General features: G+C 73.0%; 13 protein-coding genes. 9 read left to right on the top strand and 4 right to left on the bottom strand.

The genetic code is table 11. The features are described from left to right. Positions 1 to 134 precede the first annotated feature (134 nt). Positions 135 to 2,336 carry a glycoside hydrolase domain-containing protein gene (locus ACWD4P_RS29790; RefSeq protein ID WP_449781764.1) on the top strand — a complete coding sequence of 734 codons (2,202 nt, stop codon included), beginning with the start codon at positions 135 to 137 and terminating at the stop codon, positions 2,334 to 2,336. Positions 2,337 to 2,480: 144 nt separating this feature from the next. On the opposite strand, the gene ACWD4P_RS29795 is transcribed toward ACWD4P_RS29790, so the two are convergent. Next, on the bottom strand, positions 2,481 to 3,089 hold the full coding sequence (locus tag ACWD4P_RS29795) for a TetR/AcrR family transcriptional regulator (RefSeq protein WP_449781765.1): 609 nt from the start codon (positions 3,087 to 3,089) through the stop codon (positions 2,481 to 2,483). A 56-nt stretch (positions 3,090 to 3,145) separates the two neighbouring features. On the opposite strand from ACWD4P_RS29795, the gene ACWD4P_RS29800 reads away from it, so the two are divergent. From ACWD4P_RS29800 to ACWD4P_RS29820, 5 genes are all read left to right on the top strand, one after another. Next, on the top strand, positions 3,146 to 4,057 hold the full coding sequence (locus ACWD4P_RS29800; RefSeq protein ID WP_449781766.1) for an alpha/beta fold hydrolase: 912 nt from the start codon (positions 3,146 to 3,148) through the stop codon (positions 4,055 to 4,057). Positions 4,058 to 4,247: 190 nt separating this feature from the next. Beyond that, positions 4,248 to 4,697, top strand: a complete 450-nt coding sequence (locus ACWD4P_RS29805; RefSeq protein WP_449781767.1) for a hypothetical protein — start codon at positions 4,248 to 4,250, stop codon at positions 4,695 to 4,697. Next, on the top strand, positions 4,697 to 5,101 hold the full coding sequence (locus ACWD4P_RS29810; protein ID WP_449781768.1) for a cupredoxin domain-containing protein: 405 nt from the start codon (positions 4,697 to 4,699) through the stop codon (positions 5,099 to 5,101). The genes ACWD4P_RS29805 and ACWD4P_RS29810 overlap by 1 nt, the downstream gene beginning before the upstream one ends. Before the next feature lie 53 nt (positions 5,102 to 5,154). Next, the gene (locus tag ACWD4P_RS29815) at positions 5,155 to 8,322 is read left to right on the top strand and encodes an HD domain-containing protein (RefSeq protein ID WP_449781769.1); all 3,168 of its coding nucleotides are present in this window, start codon (positions 5,155 to 5,157) and stop codon (positions 8,320 to 8,322) included. A gap of 91 nt (positions 8,323 to 8,413) precedes the next feature. After that, the gene (locus ACWD4P_RS29820; RefSeq protein ID WP_359821555.1) at positions 8,414 to 9,037 is read left to right on the top strand and encodes a hypothetical protein; all 624 of its coding nucleotides are present in this window, start codon (positions 8,414 to 8,416) and stop codon (positions 9,035 to 9,037) included. Here the strand turns inward: ACWD4P_RS29820 and ACWD4P_RS29825 are convergent. From ACWD4P_RS29825 to kdpB, 3 genes are all read right to left on the bottom strand, one after another. Beyond that, positions 9,025 to 9,489 carry a hypothetical protein gene (locus ACWD4P_RS29825; RefSeq protein WP_359821553.1) on the bottom strand — a complete coding sequence of 155 codons (465 nt, stop codon included), beginning with the start codon at positions 9,487 to 9,489 and terminating at the stop codon, positions 9,025 to 9,027. The genes ACWD4P_RS29820 and ACWD4P_RS29825 overlap by 13 nt on opposite strands. 652 nt (positions 9,490 to 10,141) lie before the next feature. Next, positions 10,142 to 10,627: a universal stress protein gene (locus ACWD4P_RS29830; RefSeq protein ID WP_359821550.1), complete on the bottom strand. Its 486-nt coding sequence runs from the start codon at positions 10,625 to 10,627 to the stop codon at positions 10,142 to 10,144. A 189-nt stretch (positions 10,628 to 10,816) separates the two neighbouring features. Then, the gene (gene kdpB / locus ACWD4P_RS29835) at positions 10,817 to 13,003 is read right to left on the bottom strand and encodes a potassium-transporting ATPase subunit KdpB (RefSeq protein ID WP_449781770.1); all 2,187 of its coding nucleotides are present in this window, start codon (positions 13,001 to 13,003) and stop codon (positions 10,817 to 10,819) included. A gap of 304 nt (positions 13,004 to 13,307) precedes the next feature. On the opposite strand from kdpB, the gene ACWD4P_RS29840 reads away from it, so the two are divergent. From ACWD4P_RS29840 to ACWD4P_RS29850, 3 genes are all read left to right on the top strand, one after another. Next, positions 13,308 to 13,481: a hypothetical protein gene (locus ACWD4P_RS29840; protein ID WP_359821545.1), complete on the top strand. Its 174-nt coding sequence runs from the start codon at positions 13,308 to 13,310 to the stop codon at positions 13,479 to 13,481. Between the two features lie 144 nt (positions 13,482 to 13,625). Then, positions 13,626 to 14,969 carry a diaminopimelate decarboxylase gene (lysA, locus tag ACWD4P_RS29845; protein ID WP_449781771.1) on the top strand — a complete coding sequence of 448 codons (1,344 nt, stop codon included), beginning with the start codon at positions 13,626 to 13,628 and terminating at the stop codon, positions 14,967 to 14,969. A gap of 205 nt (positions 14,970 to 15,174) precedes the next feature. Beyond that, positions 15,175 to 15,774: a hypothetical protein gene (locus tag ACWD4P_RS29850; protein WP_449781772.1), complete on the top strand. Its 600-nt coding sequence runs from the start codon at positions 15,175 to 15,177 to the stop codon at positions 15,772 to 15,774. The last annotated feature ends 99 nt before the right edge of the window (positions 15,775 to 15,873 follow it).

Here is a 15,873-nt window from a genome sequence, read left to right on the forward strand (position 1 = left end):
TTTTCATCTATACCGTCTGTCCGCCGGGATGACGCGCCGTCCGACGGCCGCCCCGGCACCGGAAGGTGATCCGAGGCGGGGGGAGGCGGTCCGTCGTGCCGGCGGACCGTTTCTTCATGTCAGGAGATTTCTGGGTGAACCCCCGCATATCCACCTTCCTCCGCGCCGTGGTCGCGGCGGCAGCCGCGTTCACGGTGCCAGTCGCCGCCGCGGGCTCCGCGCAGGCCGCGACACCGTCCGCAGGACCGTCCGCGGCGTCGTCCTCGACGCCGGACGTCAAGGCCGTGTCGTACCAGGGCCGGGTGTTCCACGTCCCGGCGAGCTGGCCGGTGGTCGACCTGGCCGCCGACCCGCGCGCCTGCGTGCGGTTCGACCAGCACGCGGTCTACCTCGGCCACCCCGGGGACCGGCAGGACTGCCCGCCCCGACTGGTCGGCCGCACCGAGGCGCTGCTCGTGGAGCCCGTCGCCGGGGCCGCGCCGGGCGGGGCGGAGTCCAACCCGGTCGCCCGCGTGGTCCGTGCCGCCGACGGCACCGTCACGGTGACCGGAACGTACGACACCGACCAGAAGCTGGTCCAGGGCATCGTCACCGCTGCGGGCCTGGCCGTCGCGCCGCCGGCGCCCCGGACCGGACCGGCCGCAGGCCCCCGGGTGGCGGCCAAGTCCGCGGGCACGCAGGCGCCGGCCGCCGCCGGGGCCGCCGCGGTGGCGGGGTCGATACCCGCCTCCGCCACCAACTACACCGGCAAGGGCTTCGACGCCTGCACGGCGCCGTCCGGCGCGGCCATGAGCGCGTGGATGGCCAACTCGCCCTACCAGGCGGTCGGCATCTACATCGGCGGCTCGAACCGGGCCTGCAGCCAGCCGAACCTGACCGCGAACTGGGTCCAGCAGCAGACCGGCATCGGCTGGCACTTCCTGCCGATGTACGTGGGCGTCCAGGCGAGCCAGATCAAGTACGCGGCCACGGAGGGCGCCGACGCCGCCGACGACGCGGTGAAGCAGGCCCAGGCCCTCGGCTTCGGCCCCGGCGCGGTGCTCTACTACGACATGGAGAACTACTCCCCGCAGTACACCGGCCAGGTGCTCGCCTTCCTCACCGCCTGGACCAACGAGCTGCACGCCTGGGGCTTCAACTCCGGTGTGTACAGCAGCTCCTCCTCCGGGATGAAGGACCTCGTGGCCAACGCGGGCAACAGCGCCTACGCCATGCCGGACGTCGTCTTCGCCGCCAACTGGAACGGTACGGCCGACACCAACGACCCGTACATCCCGGCCGGCTACTGGTCCGGCCACCAGCGCGTCCACCAGTACGCCTCGCCCGGCAACGAGACCTGGGGCAACGTCACGATCGGCATCGACCAGGACTACCTGGACGTCCAGCTCACCGGCACCCCGCCGTCCCAGTCCTCCCAGTTCTTCCTCGGCGTCCGGCAGAGCACGGGCGCCTGGCCCGGCTTCGCGATCATGCCGGGCTCGGGCGGCGCCGGCGTGTTCAAGGGCTCCGAGACCGCGGTCACCGGCATGCCGAACGGCTCCTCGCAGCAGCTGGGCGTCGGCCTCGACGGGAACCTGTACCACGCCACCCGGTCCGCCACCGGCACGCTGAGCGGCTTCTCGGCCCTGAACGGCATCGGCACGTCGACCATGGCCGCCCGGCGCGCCGCCATCGCGGGGATGCCGGACGGCTCCTCGCAGGTGCTGGCGATCGGCGGCGACGGCAACGTGTACCACAGGATCCGTCAGTCCGACGGCAGTTGGTCCGGCTTCGGCCCGCTGCCCGGGGTGGGCACGCCGACCATGGCCGCCGCCGACGTCGCCATCACCGCCATGCCCGACGGCTCCGCCCAGGTGCTGGCGATCGGCAACGACGGCAACGTGTACCACGAGAGCCGCTTCTCCGACGGCAACTGGTCCGGCTTCGCCCCGCTGGCCGGGGTGGGCACGCCGACCATGGCCGCCGGCCGGGTCGCCATCGCGGGGATGCCGGACGGCTCCTCGCAGGTGCTGGCGATCGGCAACGACGGCAACGTCTACCACGAGAGCCGCTTCTCCAACGGCGCCTGGAGCGGCTTCGCCGCGCTGCCCGGTGTCGGCACGCCGACCATGGCCGCGAGGACGGTCGGCATCGCCGGGATGGGCGACGGCTCCTCCCAGGTGGCGGTGATCGGCGCCAACGGCAACGTCTACCACGAGATCCGTGCCGGGAACGGCAGTTGGAGCGGCTTCGGCGCTGTCCAGGGCCCGTACGGGTCCAGCACCTTCCCGGCCCAGCGGGTCGCCATCGCGGGCCTGCCGGACGGGTCCAGCCAGCTGGTCGCGATCCGCGGCTGACCCGGGCCGAGCCGGGCCGACCTGCGCCGACCTGAGCTGTCCGGGCTGACCCGGACGCGGTCCGGGCGGCGCCGAGCGGCCCCGCGGCCGGTGCCCCTTCCCCGGGTTTCGGGGGAGGGGCACCGTCGTTCGCGCGCCCGCGCCTCAGCCGCGGGCGGTGAAGATCCGGCCCAGGTGGTACTGCAGGACTCCGACCGCCTCCGGGGCCGTCCGCTGGCCGAGCAGGACGCTGAGGCCCAGCCCGGCGGAGACGGCCAGCAGGACGACGGCCTCCTGGCGGGCGTCCAGGCCGGGGTCGGCGGTTCCGGCCTGCTGGGCGGCCGCGAGCCGAGCTGCCAGGAAGGCCTCCATCTCGTTCGGCGCCGCGAGGAAGGTCTGCCCGCCGAGCGCCGGGTCGGTGACGGAGAGCACCGCGTACTCGGTGTGGATGAGGTGGAAGGCCCGGCTCTCCCCGTCGGTGGGGACGGCTTCGAGCAGGACCGCCTCGATGACCCCGCGCGGGTCGGTGCCGGCGCCGCTCGCGCGGACGCGCCGCCGGACCCGTTCGCCCATGCGGCTCGTCAGCCGGTGCATGGCGGCGAGCAGCAGCTGTTCCTTGGTATCGAAGTAGTACTGGACCAGCCGCACGGACACGCCCGCCTCGACCGCCACCGACCGCATGGTGACGGAGTGCAGCCCGCTGGTCGCCGCCGAGCGGAGCAGGGCGTCGATGATGTGGGCCCGCCGTTCCTCGTGATCCACCAGCTTCGGCATGGGTTCCTTCCGGATGTTTTTGTGGTACAACCATACCACCAAACAGGGGAGGGATCATGACCAGGACCGCGGTCGGACACTTCGTCAGCGAGCAGGCCCGGACGAAGTTCCTTGCGGCGTACGACAAGGCGATGGAACTCTGGCCGGACCCGCGCCAGGAAACGGACGTCGAGACCGCGTACGGGAGCGTCCACGTCCACCGCCACGGCGCGGCGGACGGCGAACCGGTCGTGCTGCTGCACGGCCACGCCGGGCATCCGTCCAACTGGTACCCGCAGATCGCCGCACTCGGCGAGCGCCACCCCGTCTACGCGATCGACACCCTGGACGACCCCGGCCGCAGCGTGCAGCGCGCCGTCGCGGCCGGGCCGGTGGAGAACGCCGCCTGGCTGGGCGAGGTGCTGGCCGGCCTCGGGCTGGAGCGGGTGCACCTGGTCGGGGCCTCCTACGGCGGCTGGCTGGCACTCAACCAGGCCGTCCACGCGCCCGGGCGGCTGGCCTCGGTCACGGCGCTGGACCCGGGCGGGATCGAGATGGTCCCCGCACGGTTCTACCTCCACATGGTCGCCGGCCTGTTCGGGATGCTCGCCCCGCGTCCGCTGCGCCCGGCGGTCGGGCGGCTGCTGGCCAACCCGGCGCTGAGCGCGCCGCGCGAGATGATCGCACCGCTGATGCTCGGGATGCGCGGCTACCGGCCGAGCGGCCGTCCGCCGGTCCGCCCCTTCCCGGACGAGGAACTGGCGTCGGTCCGGCTGCCCGTGTTCGTCCTGGTGGGCAGGCGCAGCGCGCTGCTGAGGCCGCGCCAGGTGGTGGAGAGGGTCACCCGGCTGATCCCCGGGGTGCGGGCGGAGGTCCTGGAGCGCGCCGGGCACGGGCTCAACCTGGAGCGGCCCGAGGCGGTGAACGAGCGGCTGCTGGACTTCATCGGCGGCATCGGCGCGGCCGGGCGGGAGCGGCCGGAGGCGTAACCGGGCGGCGGCGCCCGTCCCGGCGCCGTTCCGGTGCCGAGGGGCAGGCTCAGGCGGCCGAGCGCAGTGCCCCGGCGGCCGAGGCGGGGGCGTTGGGCTGTTGGTATGACCTTCGGGACGGTTGGGCGGGCGAGCGAAAGCCCAGCCGGTTAACGTCGGCCGCACGACGTCCTCGGACCGGGAGGTTTCAGTGCAACGGTGGATCATCCTGACGGTACTCACATCGGCTCTCACCGGCCTCACCGGCGTCGCGGCGCCCGCCCGGGCCGACGAGCCGACCCCCGCCACCACCGTGACCCTCGGCGACGCCCTCATCGACCCCAAGATCCCCGGCCGGGTCCGGGTGGACGTCGACTACCTCTGCTCGGTCGCGGACGAGGCCCGCTCGCTCACCGTCTCCGTCGAGCAGAAGGACCCCGACGACAACTCCGTCATCGCCTTCGGCTCCAGCCGCACCGCCGAAGCCGACGTGAACTGCGACGGGACCGCACACCACCGGCAGGTCCTCGTCCAGTCCAAGACCACCAACTGGATCCCGGACGCCGACGCCGTCCTCACCACCACCGTCTCCAACATCGGCGCCACCCCGTCGGCCGCCGCCGACGCCAAACGGGCCAAACTGCTCGCCACCGCCCCCTGATGCGCCCCCTCCTCCGGGCCGCCACCCTCCTGCTCACCGCCGGCCCCGTACTGACCGGCTGCGTCAGCTCGTTCATGGTGCCCGGCCCGGAGGAGACCAGCAGTACCGTCGCGCCACCGTCGCCATCCACGGCCCCGCCGTCGCCCAGCCCCTTCACGGGGGCGGTGGCGATCCGCGACTTCTCCTTCGAACCGGCCGACCTCACCGTCCGCCCGGGCACCGTGGTGACCGTGACCAACACCGGCACCACCCCCCACACCCTCACCGCCCAGGACGGCACCTTCGACACCGGCCCCGTCGCCCCCGGCGCCACGGCCACGGTCACCGCCCCGAGCCAACCGGGCGCCTCCTCGTACCTGTGCGCCTTCCACCACTTCATGCGCGGCACCCTGACCGTCTCCTGAGCGGCGGCCGCTTGCCCTACGCTCGTGCCCTGCACTCGGGGAGGGCGCGAGCGATGGCCGACAACACGGTGAACAGCACGGTGCACGGGACGGTCGTGCAGGCCGAGAACATCGGAGCCGTCCACGTGGGTGCCGGCCGGCCGCCGACCGTCCCCGAGGGGGCCGACCAGTGGGTACGGGCCGCAGCCGAATCGCGTGCCTGGAAACACCTCCGCGAGGACCGGGAGACCGAGCCCTACCAGCGCGTCGCACTGCGGGCCGTCGGCGAACTGGCCCGGCTGCGCGACGAGACGGCACTCGCCGAAGACCCCTGGCAGGACCCCGGGATCGCGGAGCGCTTCACGAAACGCCTCAGCCGGCTGCTCGGCGACACGCGCCTCGACCTCTACCCGGCCGAAGCCGCGCTGCTGGCCGTGCTGCCCTTCCTCTATCGCGTCCGCTCGCTGAGGCTGGCAGCGGCGATGGCGAGCGTCGGGCCGACCGACCTCGCCCCCTCACCCCGCCCCGACGCCGACCGGGCCGCGTACGAGCAGTTCATCGAGTCCCACGACCTGCTCGTGGGCCGCACCCGAACCCGCCCCACCTCCGCCGTCCCCCTCGGCTGGTGGCTCTTCCACCGCTGGCTCGACCAGCACGAGGACCTCGCCGACCCCGACGGCGTCCGGGAGCTCCTCGACCTCCTGCCGATGCTCGCCGAACTCGACGAGACCTTCTCGACCAAGCGCGTCTGCGCGCTGCTGCACGGCCTGCACAGAGGCCCCGACGTCGGCAACCGCGACTACCTGGCGAGCCTCAGCACCGACGACCACCTGCGCGCACCCGGCGAACAACACGTCCGCGAGCCACGGTTGGCGCTCCTGCTGGCACTGGCGTACGGGACCGCCATCGAAATGACCGCCCTGCCCGAGATCGTCGCCGAACACCTCGGCATCCCGGACGAGGTCGACCTCACCGACCTGCGCCGGACCCTGGACAGGACGGTGTGGGGCGGCTCGTACGACCTGCCGGTGCTGCGCGCCGAATGCCACCACGAGGCGGTGGTCGAAGGCCTGCGCGAGTACACGGCCCGGGCGGACGAACTCCTCCACGCCGTCCGCCGCGTCCTCACCGACCACCCGCTCCCCACCCGCCTCACCTCCGACGAAGCCGCCCCGGCAAGCGGGGCCTTCACCGGCTGGGCGCGGTTCCGCATGGACGAACGCCGCATCCGCAGCCTGCTGATGGGCGTCGAGCTCTACCGCGACCGGGACCTCGCCGTCCGCGAGCTCTACCAGAACGCCCTCGACGCCTGCCGCTACGCGCGGGCCCGCGTGCAGTACCTGGACCGGTCGCGGACCTTCCGCCTGGGCGGTGACCTCTCCTACGACGGCCGCATCGAGTTCCGCCAGGGCGTGGACGAGAACGGCCGCGCCTACCTGGAATGCCAGGACAACGGTGTCGGCATGGGCGAGGAGGAGCTGCGGGGAGTCTTCTCCAACGCCGGCGCCCGCTTCGCGGAGCAGCTGGACTTCAAACTCGAACAGGCCGAGTGGCGCAAGGCCGAGCCGCCCGTCGAGCTGTACCCCAACAGCCGCTTCGGCATCGGCGTCCTGAGCTACTTCATGCTCGCCGACGAGATCCGGGTGACCACCTGCCGCATGGACGCCTCCGGCCGGCTGGGCCCGCAACTGGAAGTCTCCATCTACGGCCCGAGCCACCTCTTCCGCATCGCCGAGCGGGAGGAGCGGGGCCGCGAGCCGGGCACCGCCGTGCGGCTGTACCTGCGGGACGACATCGGGACGGCCGAGACCTGGTCGTGCGTGGACGTCCTCGAACGCCTCCTGGCCATCGCCGAGTTCCCCACCTCGGCGGCACACGGCGACCGGAGGGCGAACTGGGACCCCGGCGTCCTGAAGCCCCGGAAGGCGCCCGAAGGCGAGACCTTCGGCCTCAACGCCTGGGGTGCGACGACGCCCTGGGGCGGTGCCCCCGCGGATGTGCAGGTGGTGTGGTGTCAACACGGCGGGGCCCTACTGGTGGACGGCCTGGTGGTGGCACCAGAGATCGTTAGTGGTGTGGTCTCGGCGGGAGGCCTGTCTGGGGTCGTGGTGAACCTCGCGGGGAGACTATCGCCCGCCCAGCTATCTATTGATCGCCGCCGCGTCATCAGTGATGTGTCGGAGAAGGTTCGGAAACTACTGGAGCTGGCAGTAACCGAACTCGTGAGCCGAGACTCAGCCGTGCTGAGTATGGGGTGGATCCATCAGTTGACGGACGAGAACTATCAGGCCGCTGACCTGGTGGCATTGGAAGCCATTCGGCAGGGACGTCGATTCGAATTCTTGGGCGTAGAGTACGACACTCGCCGGACGGGTTTCTTTCTGGCGGACGATGGGATCCTCAAGTGGATCGATAATTTCAATGAGATTGGGACGGGAAGGGTCTCAGGAGCTCCTCCCGATCATGTCATGCTCTGGCGGATGATCGCTCATGGAGTGGACACCCTTTTCCCAGAATTGGCTGACTACTGCCCGGATCTGCTTGAATCCAGGAACGTGCGTAGAGCAATTCCATCCGACATTGCCCAATTGGCGCCCTGCCTCCAGGGGGCCGGTGGTGGCAGGTCATGGGCTACATGGCTTTACTGTTTCCCCCGGCGCCGGTCGAAACGGCAAGAAGGCGGAGCGTCGTGGTACGACGCTGCACTGTCCTTCAAGCAGCTCTTTGAGTGGGCGGAATCGGATGAGCCGTCATTTCGCGAGGCGGTCGAGTTGCTCCGTGCCGATGGTATCGAGCTTCCAGTCGTTCTGGCGGAAAGACGAACGCAGTTGGATGAAGAGCTCTTCTCGCGTGGGAGTGTGATGGATTGGGGCGGCTTGTACGTGGGTAGCCCCGTGCCGTTTGCCCGGCTGATTGTGGCGGCACGTGCGCTCCGGCGGAGCCCCCGGGACCTGGCCCGCCATCTGAGGAGTCGCGGGATCGCTTCGTCCTGCGACGACCTGCCGACGGGGCTCACGATGGACCAAGCGATGGACCTCCTGGCCCGCACGCAGCCGTGGTCCGTTGGATTGTTGTGGATCGAGGACATGACCTTGGCCGACCTGCTGAAGCTGTCCGTGCGGACCGGGCACTCGATGGCGCAGATCGTCGACTGGTACCGGGAATGGGGCATCGAGGCCCCCGACGTTGCCCAGCTGATCCGTGACGCCCTTGCCCGGGTGCCCATGGCCGACCCGTCCTGAGCACCGAATCCACCCGTGAACAGGGCTGCTTCGACCCGGCTCCTTGTTCTACAGTTCTGTAGAACAAAACGCACGGCGATCGGGGACGAGCATGGACGGGCCGCTTCGGCTGCCGCAGCAGGATCGGGCGGACTTCGAGACGGAGCTCGGGCGGGCGTTGTCCGCGCCGCGGGTGCGGGCTGCTCTGCGGGCGACGGGGGAGGACGCGCGGGGTGTGGAGCGGTTGCGGCGGGCGGCGCGGGACGACGTCGGGTTCGTGCTGGCCGCGGCGGCGCCGGAGTACGAGCGGTACGCGGCGCTGCGGGCGGATGCGGACGCGGTGGCGCGGTCGCCGAGGGATGTGCCGGCCCGGGAGCGGGCTTCGGGGTGGTGGGGTGTGCTGGGGGTGGTCGTGCCGATCATCGCGGTGACGGCGGCGGTGATCTTCCTGGTGCTGGGCTCCCTGCTGGGGCTGGTCGAGGACCTGGGGGTGCTGGCGGGGGCGCTGATGGACGCTGGGTGGGTGTCGGCCGGGGCGGGCGCGGTGAGTCTGCTGGTGGGCGGGCTGGGGTTGCTGGGTGCGGCCCGGTCGAGCGGGGCGGAGGCCGGGGAAGCGGCGGACGGGGCTGGGGAGCTGCGGCTGGCGCGGGAGGCCTGGCGGTCGGCGCTGGTGGAGCGCGGGCTGGTGCCGTACCTGGTGGCGCAGGCGGGTGCGGCGCCCGGTCAGCGGCGCTGATCGAGTCTCGCCGAGCGGGCGGCGTCGACGAGGAGTTGGGCGGCGCTCGGGGGGATGGCGAGGCGTCGGGCGATCCAGGGGGCCGGGCGGCCGGCCCGGGCGAGCATCCAGGCGGAGTACAGGTGGGCGAGCTGGGGCGCGTTCTCGGCGAGCAGCAGGGGGCGTACGGCCTCCATGGGGAAGCCTTCGAGGGCGCGGGCGCTGTACTCGCGGCCGTTGGGGCCGGGTGGGGGCAGTGGGAGCGGGCGGCGGAGGTCGATCCAGCGGCTGAGCAGCACCGCGCCGACGACCAGCAGGCCGGTGCCGGAGGCGCCGATCAGGATGCCGCCGATGACGGGGCGGTCGTCCTCCTCGGCCATGCCGAGGGCGATCTCCTCGAGGACGAGCAGGCCGAGCACGGTGAGCAGCACCGCGGCTTCGGCGGGGCGCGGGTGGGTCCGGGACGTCGTCATGCGGAACCTCTTCCTCGGCAGGGTGACCGGGGGTTTCGGGCGGGCGCGGCGATTCACCTTCCGTACAACGGCGGCGAGCGGCCCGGGGCACGCGTCACGGCTCTGGCGGTGAAATTGCGGACCGGAATTGACGGACCGTCAAATCGATGAGATCGGCGGCTGGTTGGCCGTCCGCGGGAGGTTCGGAGCGCACCTCCTTCCGGTCGGCCGCGCCTGAGTGGTGCGTTCGTCGACGGGGCGGGGGTCCCGCTGCGGGCGGGCTTCCGGGCTTCGGGCCAGCATAGCCCGGGCATGCCAACTTCGACATGCTTGTCGAAGTTGTGGAACCCCGGCTCGCAGTGGCGTGTCGGCCAGTGCCGGTGCGGCTACTTTGAGTACGGAGCTCCGCTTCCCCGGCCGGGTCCGACGGCCGTGGGGCCGTAGTGGCGCCGAGGGGCCGCAGTGGCGGGGGAGGACGGGACCGATGGGACGCACCAGCCGTCAGTTGCCGCGCTGTCGGCACTGATCGCCCTGTTCGCGGCCGGCGTGCGGGTGCTCGGTCCGGAGGGGAGCACGGGCGCGAGCACGCCCGCCCGCGGACCCAGGCCCAGTGGCCGGGGCCCGCGGGCGGGCGGGAGGTCGGGAAGTCGGACGGGCAGTCGGGTGAACGTCGTCAGCGGGCCAGCAGGGGGAGTGGCGCGCCCGTGCGGGCGGGGAGTTCGAGGCGGGTGAGCAGCGCCGAGGGTGAGACCTCGACGACCCGGCAGCCGGCCCGGTGGCGGCAGTGCCGGGCGACGGAGCCGTGCCGCAGGCGGTCGAGGCGGCGGCGGGTGGCGGCGCCGAGGACGAGCAGGTCCTCCGGGCCGGTGACGGCACCGACCAGGGCGGGGCCGGGCTCGGAGTCGATCACCAGGGGGTGGATGACCAGGTCGGACGGGTAGCCGCCGTAGGCCTGTTCGAAGGCGATGTCCAGGCGCCGGCGGGCGGCGTGCTCCAGTTCGGAGCGCGGGCGCAGGCCGTCCCGGTCGTTCGTCGCCCAGGCGGCGACGGGGACCAGGACGGACTGCTGCCGGGCCGCCTCGCCGACGGCGTGGTAGAGGGCGGCCAGACTGCTCAGTGATCCGCTCAGGCCGACGATCACTCGGGTGGTCCCGGTCATGGCCGTTCGCCTCCGTCTCTCCGGCGGCTCTCTCCATCGGGCTCCGCCGGTTCGGCACTCCTTGCTTCGGATGACTCCAGTGAACCCCGGAACGGACGCCTCCGTACCGCCGCTGACACCACCATGACGCAGGTCGCACACATCTTGACGGCCTTCTGACAGGGCCGTCGGGCTCCGCGGGCCGGTCCGTCAGCCCAGGCCCGGAACGAACTGGATGAGCAGGTCGATCGCCTTGATGCCGAGGAACGGCAGGACCAGCCCGCCCAGTCCGTACACCCGCAGGTTGCGCCGGAGCAGGTCGGTCGCGGAGGCGGGCTGGTAGCGCACGCCGCGCAGGGCGAGCGGGATCAGGGCGACGATGATCAGGGCGTTGAAGATGATCGCGGAGGCGATCGCCGAGGTGGGGCTGTGCAGTTCCATGATGTTGAGGTGGTGCAGCCCGGGGTGGGCGTTCGCGAACATCGCGGGGATGATCGCGAAGAACTTGGCCACGTCGTTGGTGATCGAGAAGGTGGTCAACGCTCCCCGGGTGATGAGGAGTTGCTTGCCGACCCGGACGATGTCGATCAGCTTCGCCGGGTTGGAGTCGAGGTCGACCATGTTCCCGGCCTCCTTGGCGGCCGGGGTGCCGGAGTTCATCGCGACGCCGACGTCGGCCTGGGCGAGTGCGGGGGCGTCGTTGGTGCCGTCGCCGGTCATCGCGACCATGTTCCCGGCGGCCTGTTCGCGCCGCAGGTGGGCGAGTTTGTCCTCCGGGGTGGCCTCGGCGAGCACGTCGTCCACTCCGGCCTCGGCGGCGATGGCGCGTGCGGTCAGCGGGTTGTCGCCGGTGACCATGACGGTGCGGATGCCCATCCGCCGCAGCTCGGCGAAGCGTTCGGCGATGCCCTCCTTCACCACGTCCTTGAGCTCGACCACGCCCAACGCCCGTGCGCCGTGCCGGTCGTGGACGGCGACCAGCAGCGGGGTGCCGCCGGCCCCGGCGATCCGGCCGACCAGTGGCTCGGCCTCCGCCGGCAGCCGCCCGCCGGAGTCCGCCACCCAGCGGGCGACGGCGCCGGCGGCGCCCTTGCGGATCAGGCAGGTGGTGCCGTCCGGCCAGGTGAGGTCGACGCCGCTCATCCGGCTGTGCGCGGTGAACGGCACGGGGTGCTGTTCGCCCAGTTCGCCGGGGGAGCGCGGCGGCACCCAGTACTGACGGTTCGTCAGCTCGATCAGCGACCGCCCCTCCGGGGTTTCGTCCGCGACGGAGGCCAACTGGGCGGCCTCGGCCAGCTGTTCGGTGGTGGCGCCGGGCAGCGGGTGCAGGGCGACGGCCCGGCGGTTGCCGTGGGTGATGGTGCCGGTCTTGTCGAGCAGCAGCACGTCCACGTCCCCGGCGGCCTCCACCGCCCGGCCGGAGAGGGCCACCACGTTGCGCTGCACCAGCCGGTCCATGCCGGCGATGCCGATCGCGGAGAGCAGGGCGCCGATCGTGGTAGGGATGAGCGCGACCATCAACGCGACGAGCACGATGGTGGTCTGGGGCGCGCCGGCGTAGATGGCCATCGGCTGGAGCGAGACCACCGAGAGCAGGAAGACGATGGTCAGCGAGGCCAGCAGGATGTTGAGCGCGATCTCGTTCGGCGTCTTCTGCCGGTCGGCGCCCTCGACCAGGGCGATCATGCGGTCCACGAAGCTCTGCCCGGGCCGGGAGGTGACCCGGACGACCAGGTGGTCGGAGAGCACCTTCGTGCCGCCGGTGACGCCGGTGCGGTCGCCGCCGGACTCGCGGATCACCGGGGCGGACTCCCCGGTGATCGCCGACTCGTCCACGCTGGCGACGCCCTCGACGACCTCGCCGTCCCGCGGGATCACCTCGCCGGCCGGGACGAGCACGATGTCGTGCAGCATCAACTGCTCGGCGGGGATCACCTCGTGGCGGTGGTCGCGGGTGCCGACCCGCCAGCGCAGCAGCCGCCGGGCGGTGGTGGCGGACTGGGCGCGGCGCAGGGACTCGGCCTGTGCCTTGCCGCGGCTCTCGGCGACGGCCTCGGCGAGGTTGGCGAACAGCACGGTCAGCCAGAGCCAGAAGGAGATCACCCAGGCGAAGACGCCCGGGTGCAGCACGGCGCTGATGGTGGTGAGTGCGGAGCCGGTCTCGACGACCAGCATCACCGGGTTGCGCATCATGGTGCGCGGGTGGAGCTTGCGGACGGCGGCGGGCAGCGCCTCGGCCAGTTGCCGGCGGGTGATCAGCCGGCGGCGGCCGCTGGGGGAGCCGGGCCGGTGGCTCGGCGGCGGCTCGGGCGCGGGGGTCGGGGTGCGCGCCGGGCGGCGGAACCGGTTCTGCCGGTCGGGGGTGGGGTCCGGGGTGGTGAGGGCCGAACGGCGCATCGTCTCGGGGGACCTTCCGGGCCGCCCGGTCGACTGCCGGGCGGTGGGTTCGGTGGGGCTGCGGGGACGGCGGAAAGCCCACCACCGGCGAACCGGGGAACATGCCCGCCTTGACGGGGCCCTGGCGGCGCGGAGCCCGTTCTTGACGGACCCCTGACACCCCGGCCGGGCCGCTGTCAGGGGGGCGTCAAGGACGGCGGCCGCGACGTACGCCATGCGTCAAGGACGGGTGCGGTCGGTGTGCGGAGGGTCTCCACTGGAGGGGTACGGCCCGCACGGGCCGCCACCCGAAGGGACTCCTGCCATGACCACCGCCACCGCCGTGATCGACGTCGACGAGCCGCTGGAACGGACGGTCCGCCCGGTGCCCGTCGCCTGGCGGCGGGACCGCCCCGAGCCGCCGGAACCGGCCCCGGCGGCCGACCGCGAGCGCACCCGTCCGGCGCACTGCCGGTTCGCGATGCACTACGAGGACTGACCGCCGCCCACCCCGAGGGCCGGCCCGTCGCCGAGTGGTCCGACCGGCCCGCCGCCGCGCGGGCCGGAGACGCGCGGGACGGAGCCGCGGCCCCCGGGGAGGACCGACCCGTCGCCCGCGCACCCACCCACAGGAGCAGCCGCCATGACCCAGCTCGTCGCCCCGCCCGCCCCCTCCGCCCCCGCCGACGCGCTCGGCGCCCCCTGGCCGGCCTCGGTGCGGCCCGGCCGGGGAGCCGAGCTGCTGGTCGGCGGGGTGGGGCTGGCCGAGGCCGCCGAGCGGTTCGGCACCCCGCTCTACGTGCTGGACGAGGCCGAGGTGCGGGGCCGGGCCCGGGCCTACCGGCGGGCGCTGCCGCACGCCGAAGTGCTGTACGCGGCCAAGGCGTTCCTCTGCAGCGCGATGGCCGACTGGGTGGAGCAGGAGGGGCTGGGGCTGGACGTCTGCTCGTCGGGCGAGCTGTGGCTGGCGGTCTCGGCGGGCTTCCCGGCCCAGCGGATCCTGCTGCACGGCAACGCCAAGTCCCCCGAGGAACTGCGGCTGGCCCGTCGGCTGCGGGTCGGACGGATCGTCATCGACGGCCCGGCGGAGATCGCGCGGCTGGCCGCGCTGGTGGCCGCCGACACGCCGCAGAAGGTACTGGTCCGGGTCGTTCCGGGGATCGCCGCCGGGCACCACGCGGCGGTGCGGACGGGCGTCGGCGGGCAGAAGTTCGGCTTCCCGGTCGAGGGCGGCGACGCGGCGGACGCCATCGCCCGGGTGCTCGACCAGCCGGGGCTCGAACTGGCCGGCCTGCACTGCCACCTGGGTTCGCAGATCACCTCGGTCGACCCCTACCTGTCGGCGGTGGACGCGATGGTGCGGCTGCTCGCCGAGGTGCGGGAGCGGCACGGCGTGGAGCTGCCGGAGCTGGACCTCGGCGGTGGCCACGGCATCCGCTACCTGGAGGGGGACGAGGAACTGGACCTCGCCGAGTTCGCGGTGCGCGTCACCGACCGGCTGGCGGTGCGCTGCGCCGAGGCCGGGCTGGACGTGCCCCGGCTGATCGTCGAACCCGGCCGCGCGGTCGCCGGACCGGCCGCCGTGGCGGTCTACCGGGTGCTGTCCGTCAAGCACGGTGCCGACGGCCGGAGCTTCGTCGCGGTGGACGGGGGCATGAGCGACAACCCGCGCCCGGCCCTGTACGGATCGCCGTACGCGGTGCGGCTGGTCGGGCGCCGGTCGGAGGCGGGCGAGGCGAGGGCGGACGTGGTCGGCCGCCACTGCGAGGCCGGGGACGTGCTGGTCCGGGACGCCGCCCTGCCCGCCGACCTGCGCCCGGGCGACCTGCTGGCGATGCCGGCGGCCGGCGCCTACCAGCTGTCCATGGCGTCCGGCTACAACCTGGTCGGCCGCCCGGCCGTGGTCGCGGTGAAGGACGGCCGGGCCCGGCTGCTGATCCGCCGGGAGACGGTCGAGGACTTCCGGCTGCGCGAGGTCGGCCGCTGACCGGGTGCCGGCGGAGCCCGGCGGGTGAGGTCCGTCCCGCCGAAGTACCCGGTGTTCTCATCCGCCCGGGACGGCGGGCGGCGGTGTGTTCGGAGACCGGACCGGAACGAACTTGTGAGCTTTCGGCTGATGTTCTGTCACATGGGCGCGTTACGTTCCCTTCATGATGCGAATGACTCGTGTGTACTCCGTTGCGATCGTCGGCATGTCCGCCCTCCTGCTCACGGCCTGTGGCTCCTCGTCCTCCTCCTCGTCGTCCACGAAGACCGCCGCGCCGGAGAGCGCCGCCCCGAGCTCCGCCGCGCCGGGCTCCGCAGCCCCGACTGCCGCCGCCCCGAGCGCCACCGCGCCGGGCTCCGCCGCCCCGGGCGGGGCGACCTCGGTGCCGGCCGACGCGCCGAAGACGCCCGCCCCGACGAAGGCGGCGGGCGGCGCGGCGCCCGCCGGCGCGGTCAACACCGTGACCATCAAGGGCCCCGGCGGCGGCACCTACCAGCTCGAGGCGGGGGCCTGCCTGGGCGGCAAGTCGACGTCCGGCAAGCTCGTCCTGACGGCGGTGGGCACCGGTTCCACGAAGGCCAGTGCGATCATCACCTTCGACGGGGCGGGGACGATGAACGCGGTGATGACCATGGGCGAGGACGACCACGCCGTCGTGTGGGCCGGAGAGGCGCCGGTCGGCGCGGCGGCCGCCCGCACCCTGGACACCGTGACGTTCGCCGACCTGCCGGTCACCGACATGGCCGGAGGCGCGGCCACCGCCAGCGGCTACCTGAAGTGCGAGAGCCACGACGGACTGCTCTGAACGGAGCTGCGGGGGGCCGGGGGCGCGGCCGCCTGTACCGCCCCCGGGGTGGGGGCCCCGCCGGGACTCCCGTCCGCGTCCCCCGCAACTCGGCAGACT

The organism is Kitasatospora sp. NPDC002543 (genome assembly GCF_053594915.1).

Excerpts from the sequence above, each read along its gene's own strand:
- ACWD4P_RS29795 (WP_449781765.1), bottom strand. The coding sequence starts at position 3,089 with ATGCCGAAGCTGGTGGATCACGAGGAACGGCGGGCCCACATCATCGAC.
- ACWD4P_RS29800 (WP_449781766.1), top strand. The coding sequence starts at position 3,146 with ATGACCAGGACCGCGGTCGGACACTTCGTCAGCGAGCAGGCCCGGACG.
- ACWD4P_RS29810 (WP_449781768.1), top strand. The coding sequence starts at position 4,697 with ATGCGCCCCCTCCTCCGGGCCGCCACCCTCCTGCTCACCGCCGGCCCC.
- ACWD4P_RS29815 (WP_449781769.1), top strand. The coding sequence starts at position 5,155 with ATGGCCGACAACACGGTGAACAGCACGGTGCACGGGACGGTCGTGCAG.
- ACWD4P_RS29820 (WP_359821555.1), top strand. The coding sequence starts at position 8,414 with ATGGACGGGCCGCTTCGGCTGCCGCAGCAGGATCGGGCGGACTTCGAG.
- ACWD4P_RS29825 (WP_359821553.1), bottom strand. The coding sequence starts at position 9,489 with ATGACGACGTCCCGGACCCACCCGCGCCCCGCCGAAGCCGCGGTGCTG.
- ACWD4P_RS29830 (WP_359821550.1), bottom strand. The coding sequence starts at position 10,627 with ATGACCGGGACCACCCGAGTGATCGTCGGCCTGAGCGGATCACTGAGC.
- kdpB (WP_449781770.1), bottom strand. The coding sequence starts at position 13,003 with ATGCGCCGTTCGGCCCTCACCACCCCGGACCCCACCCCCGACCGGCAG.
- ACWD4P_RS29840 (WP_359821545.1), top strand. The coding sequence starts at position 13,308 with ATGACCACCGCCACCGCCGTGATCGACGTCGACGAGCCGCTGGAACGG.
- lysA (WP_449781771.1), top strand. The coding sequence starts at position 13,626 with ATGACCCAGCTCGTCGCCCCGCCCGCCCCCTCCGCCCCCGCCGACGCG.
- ACWD4P_RS29850 (WP_449781772.1), top strand. The coding sequence starts at position 15,175 with ATGTCCGCCCTCCTGCTCACGGCCTGTGGCTCCTCGTCCTCCTCCTCG.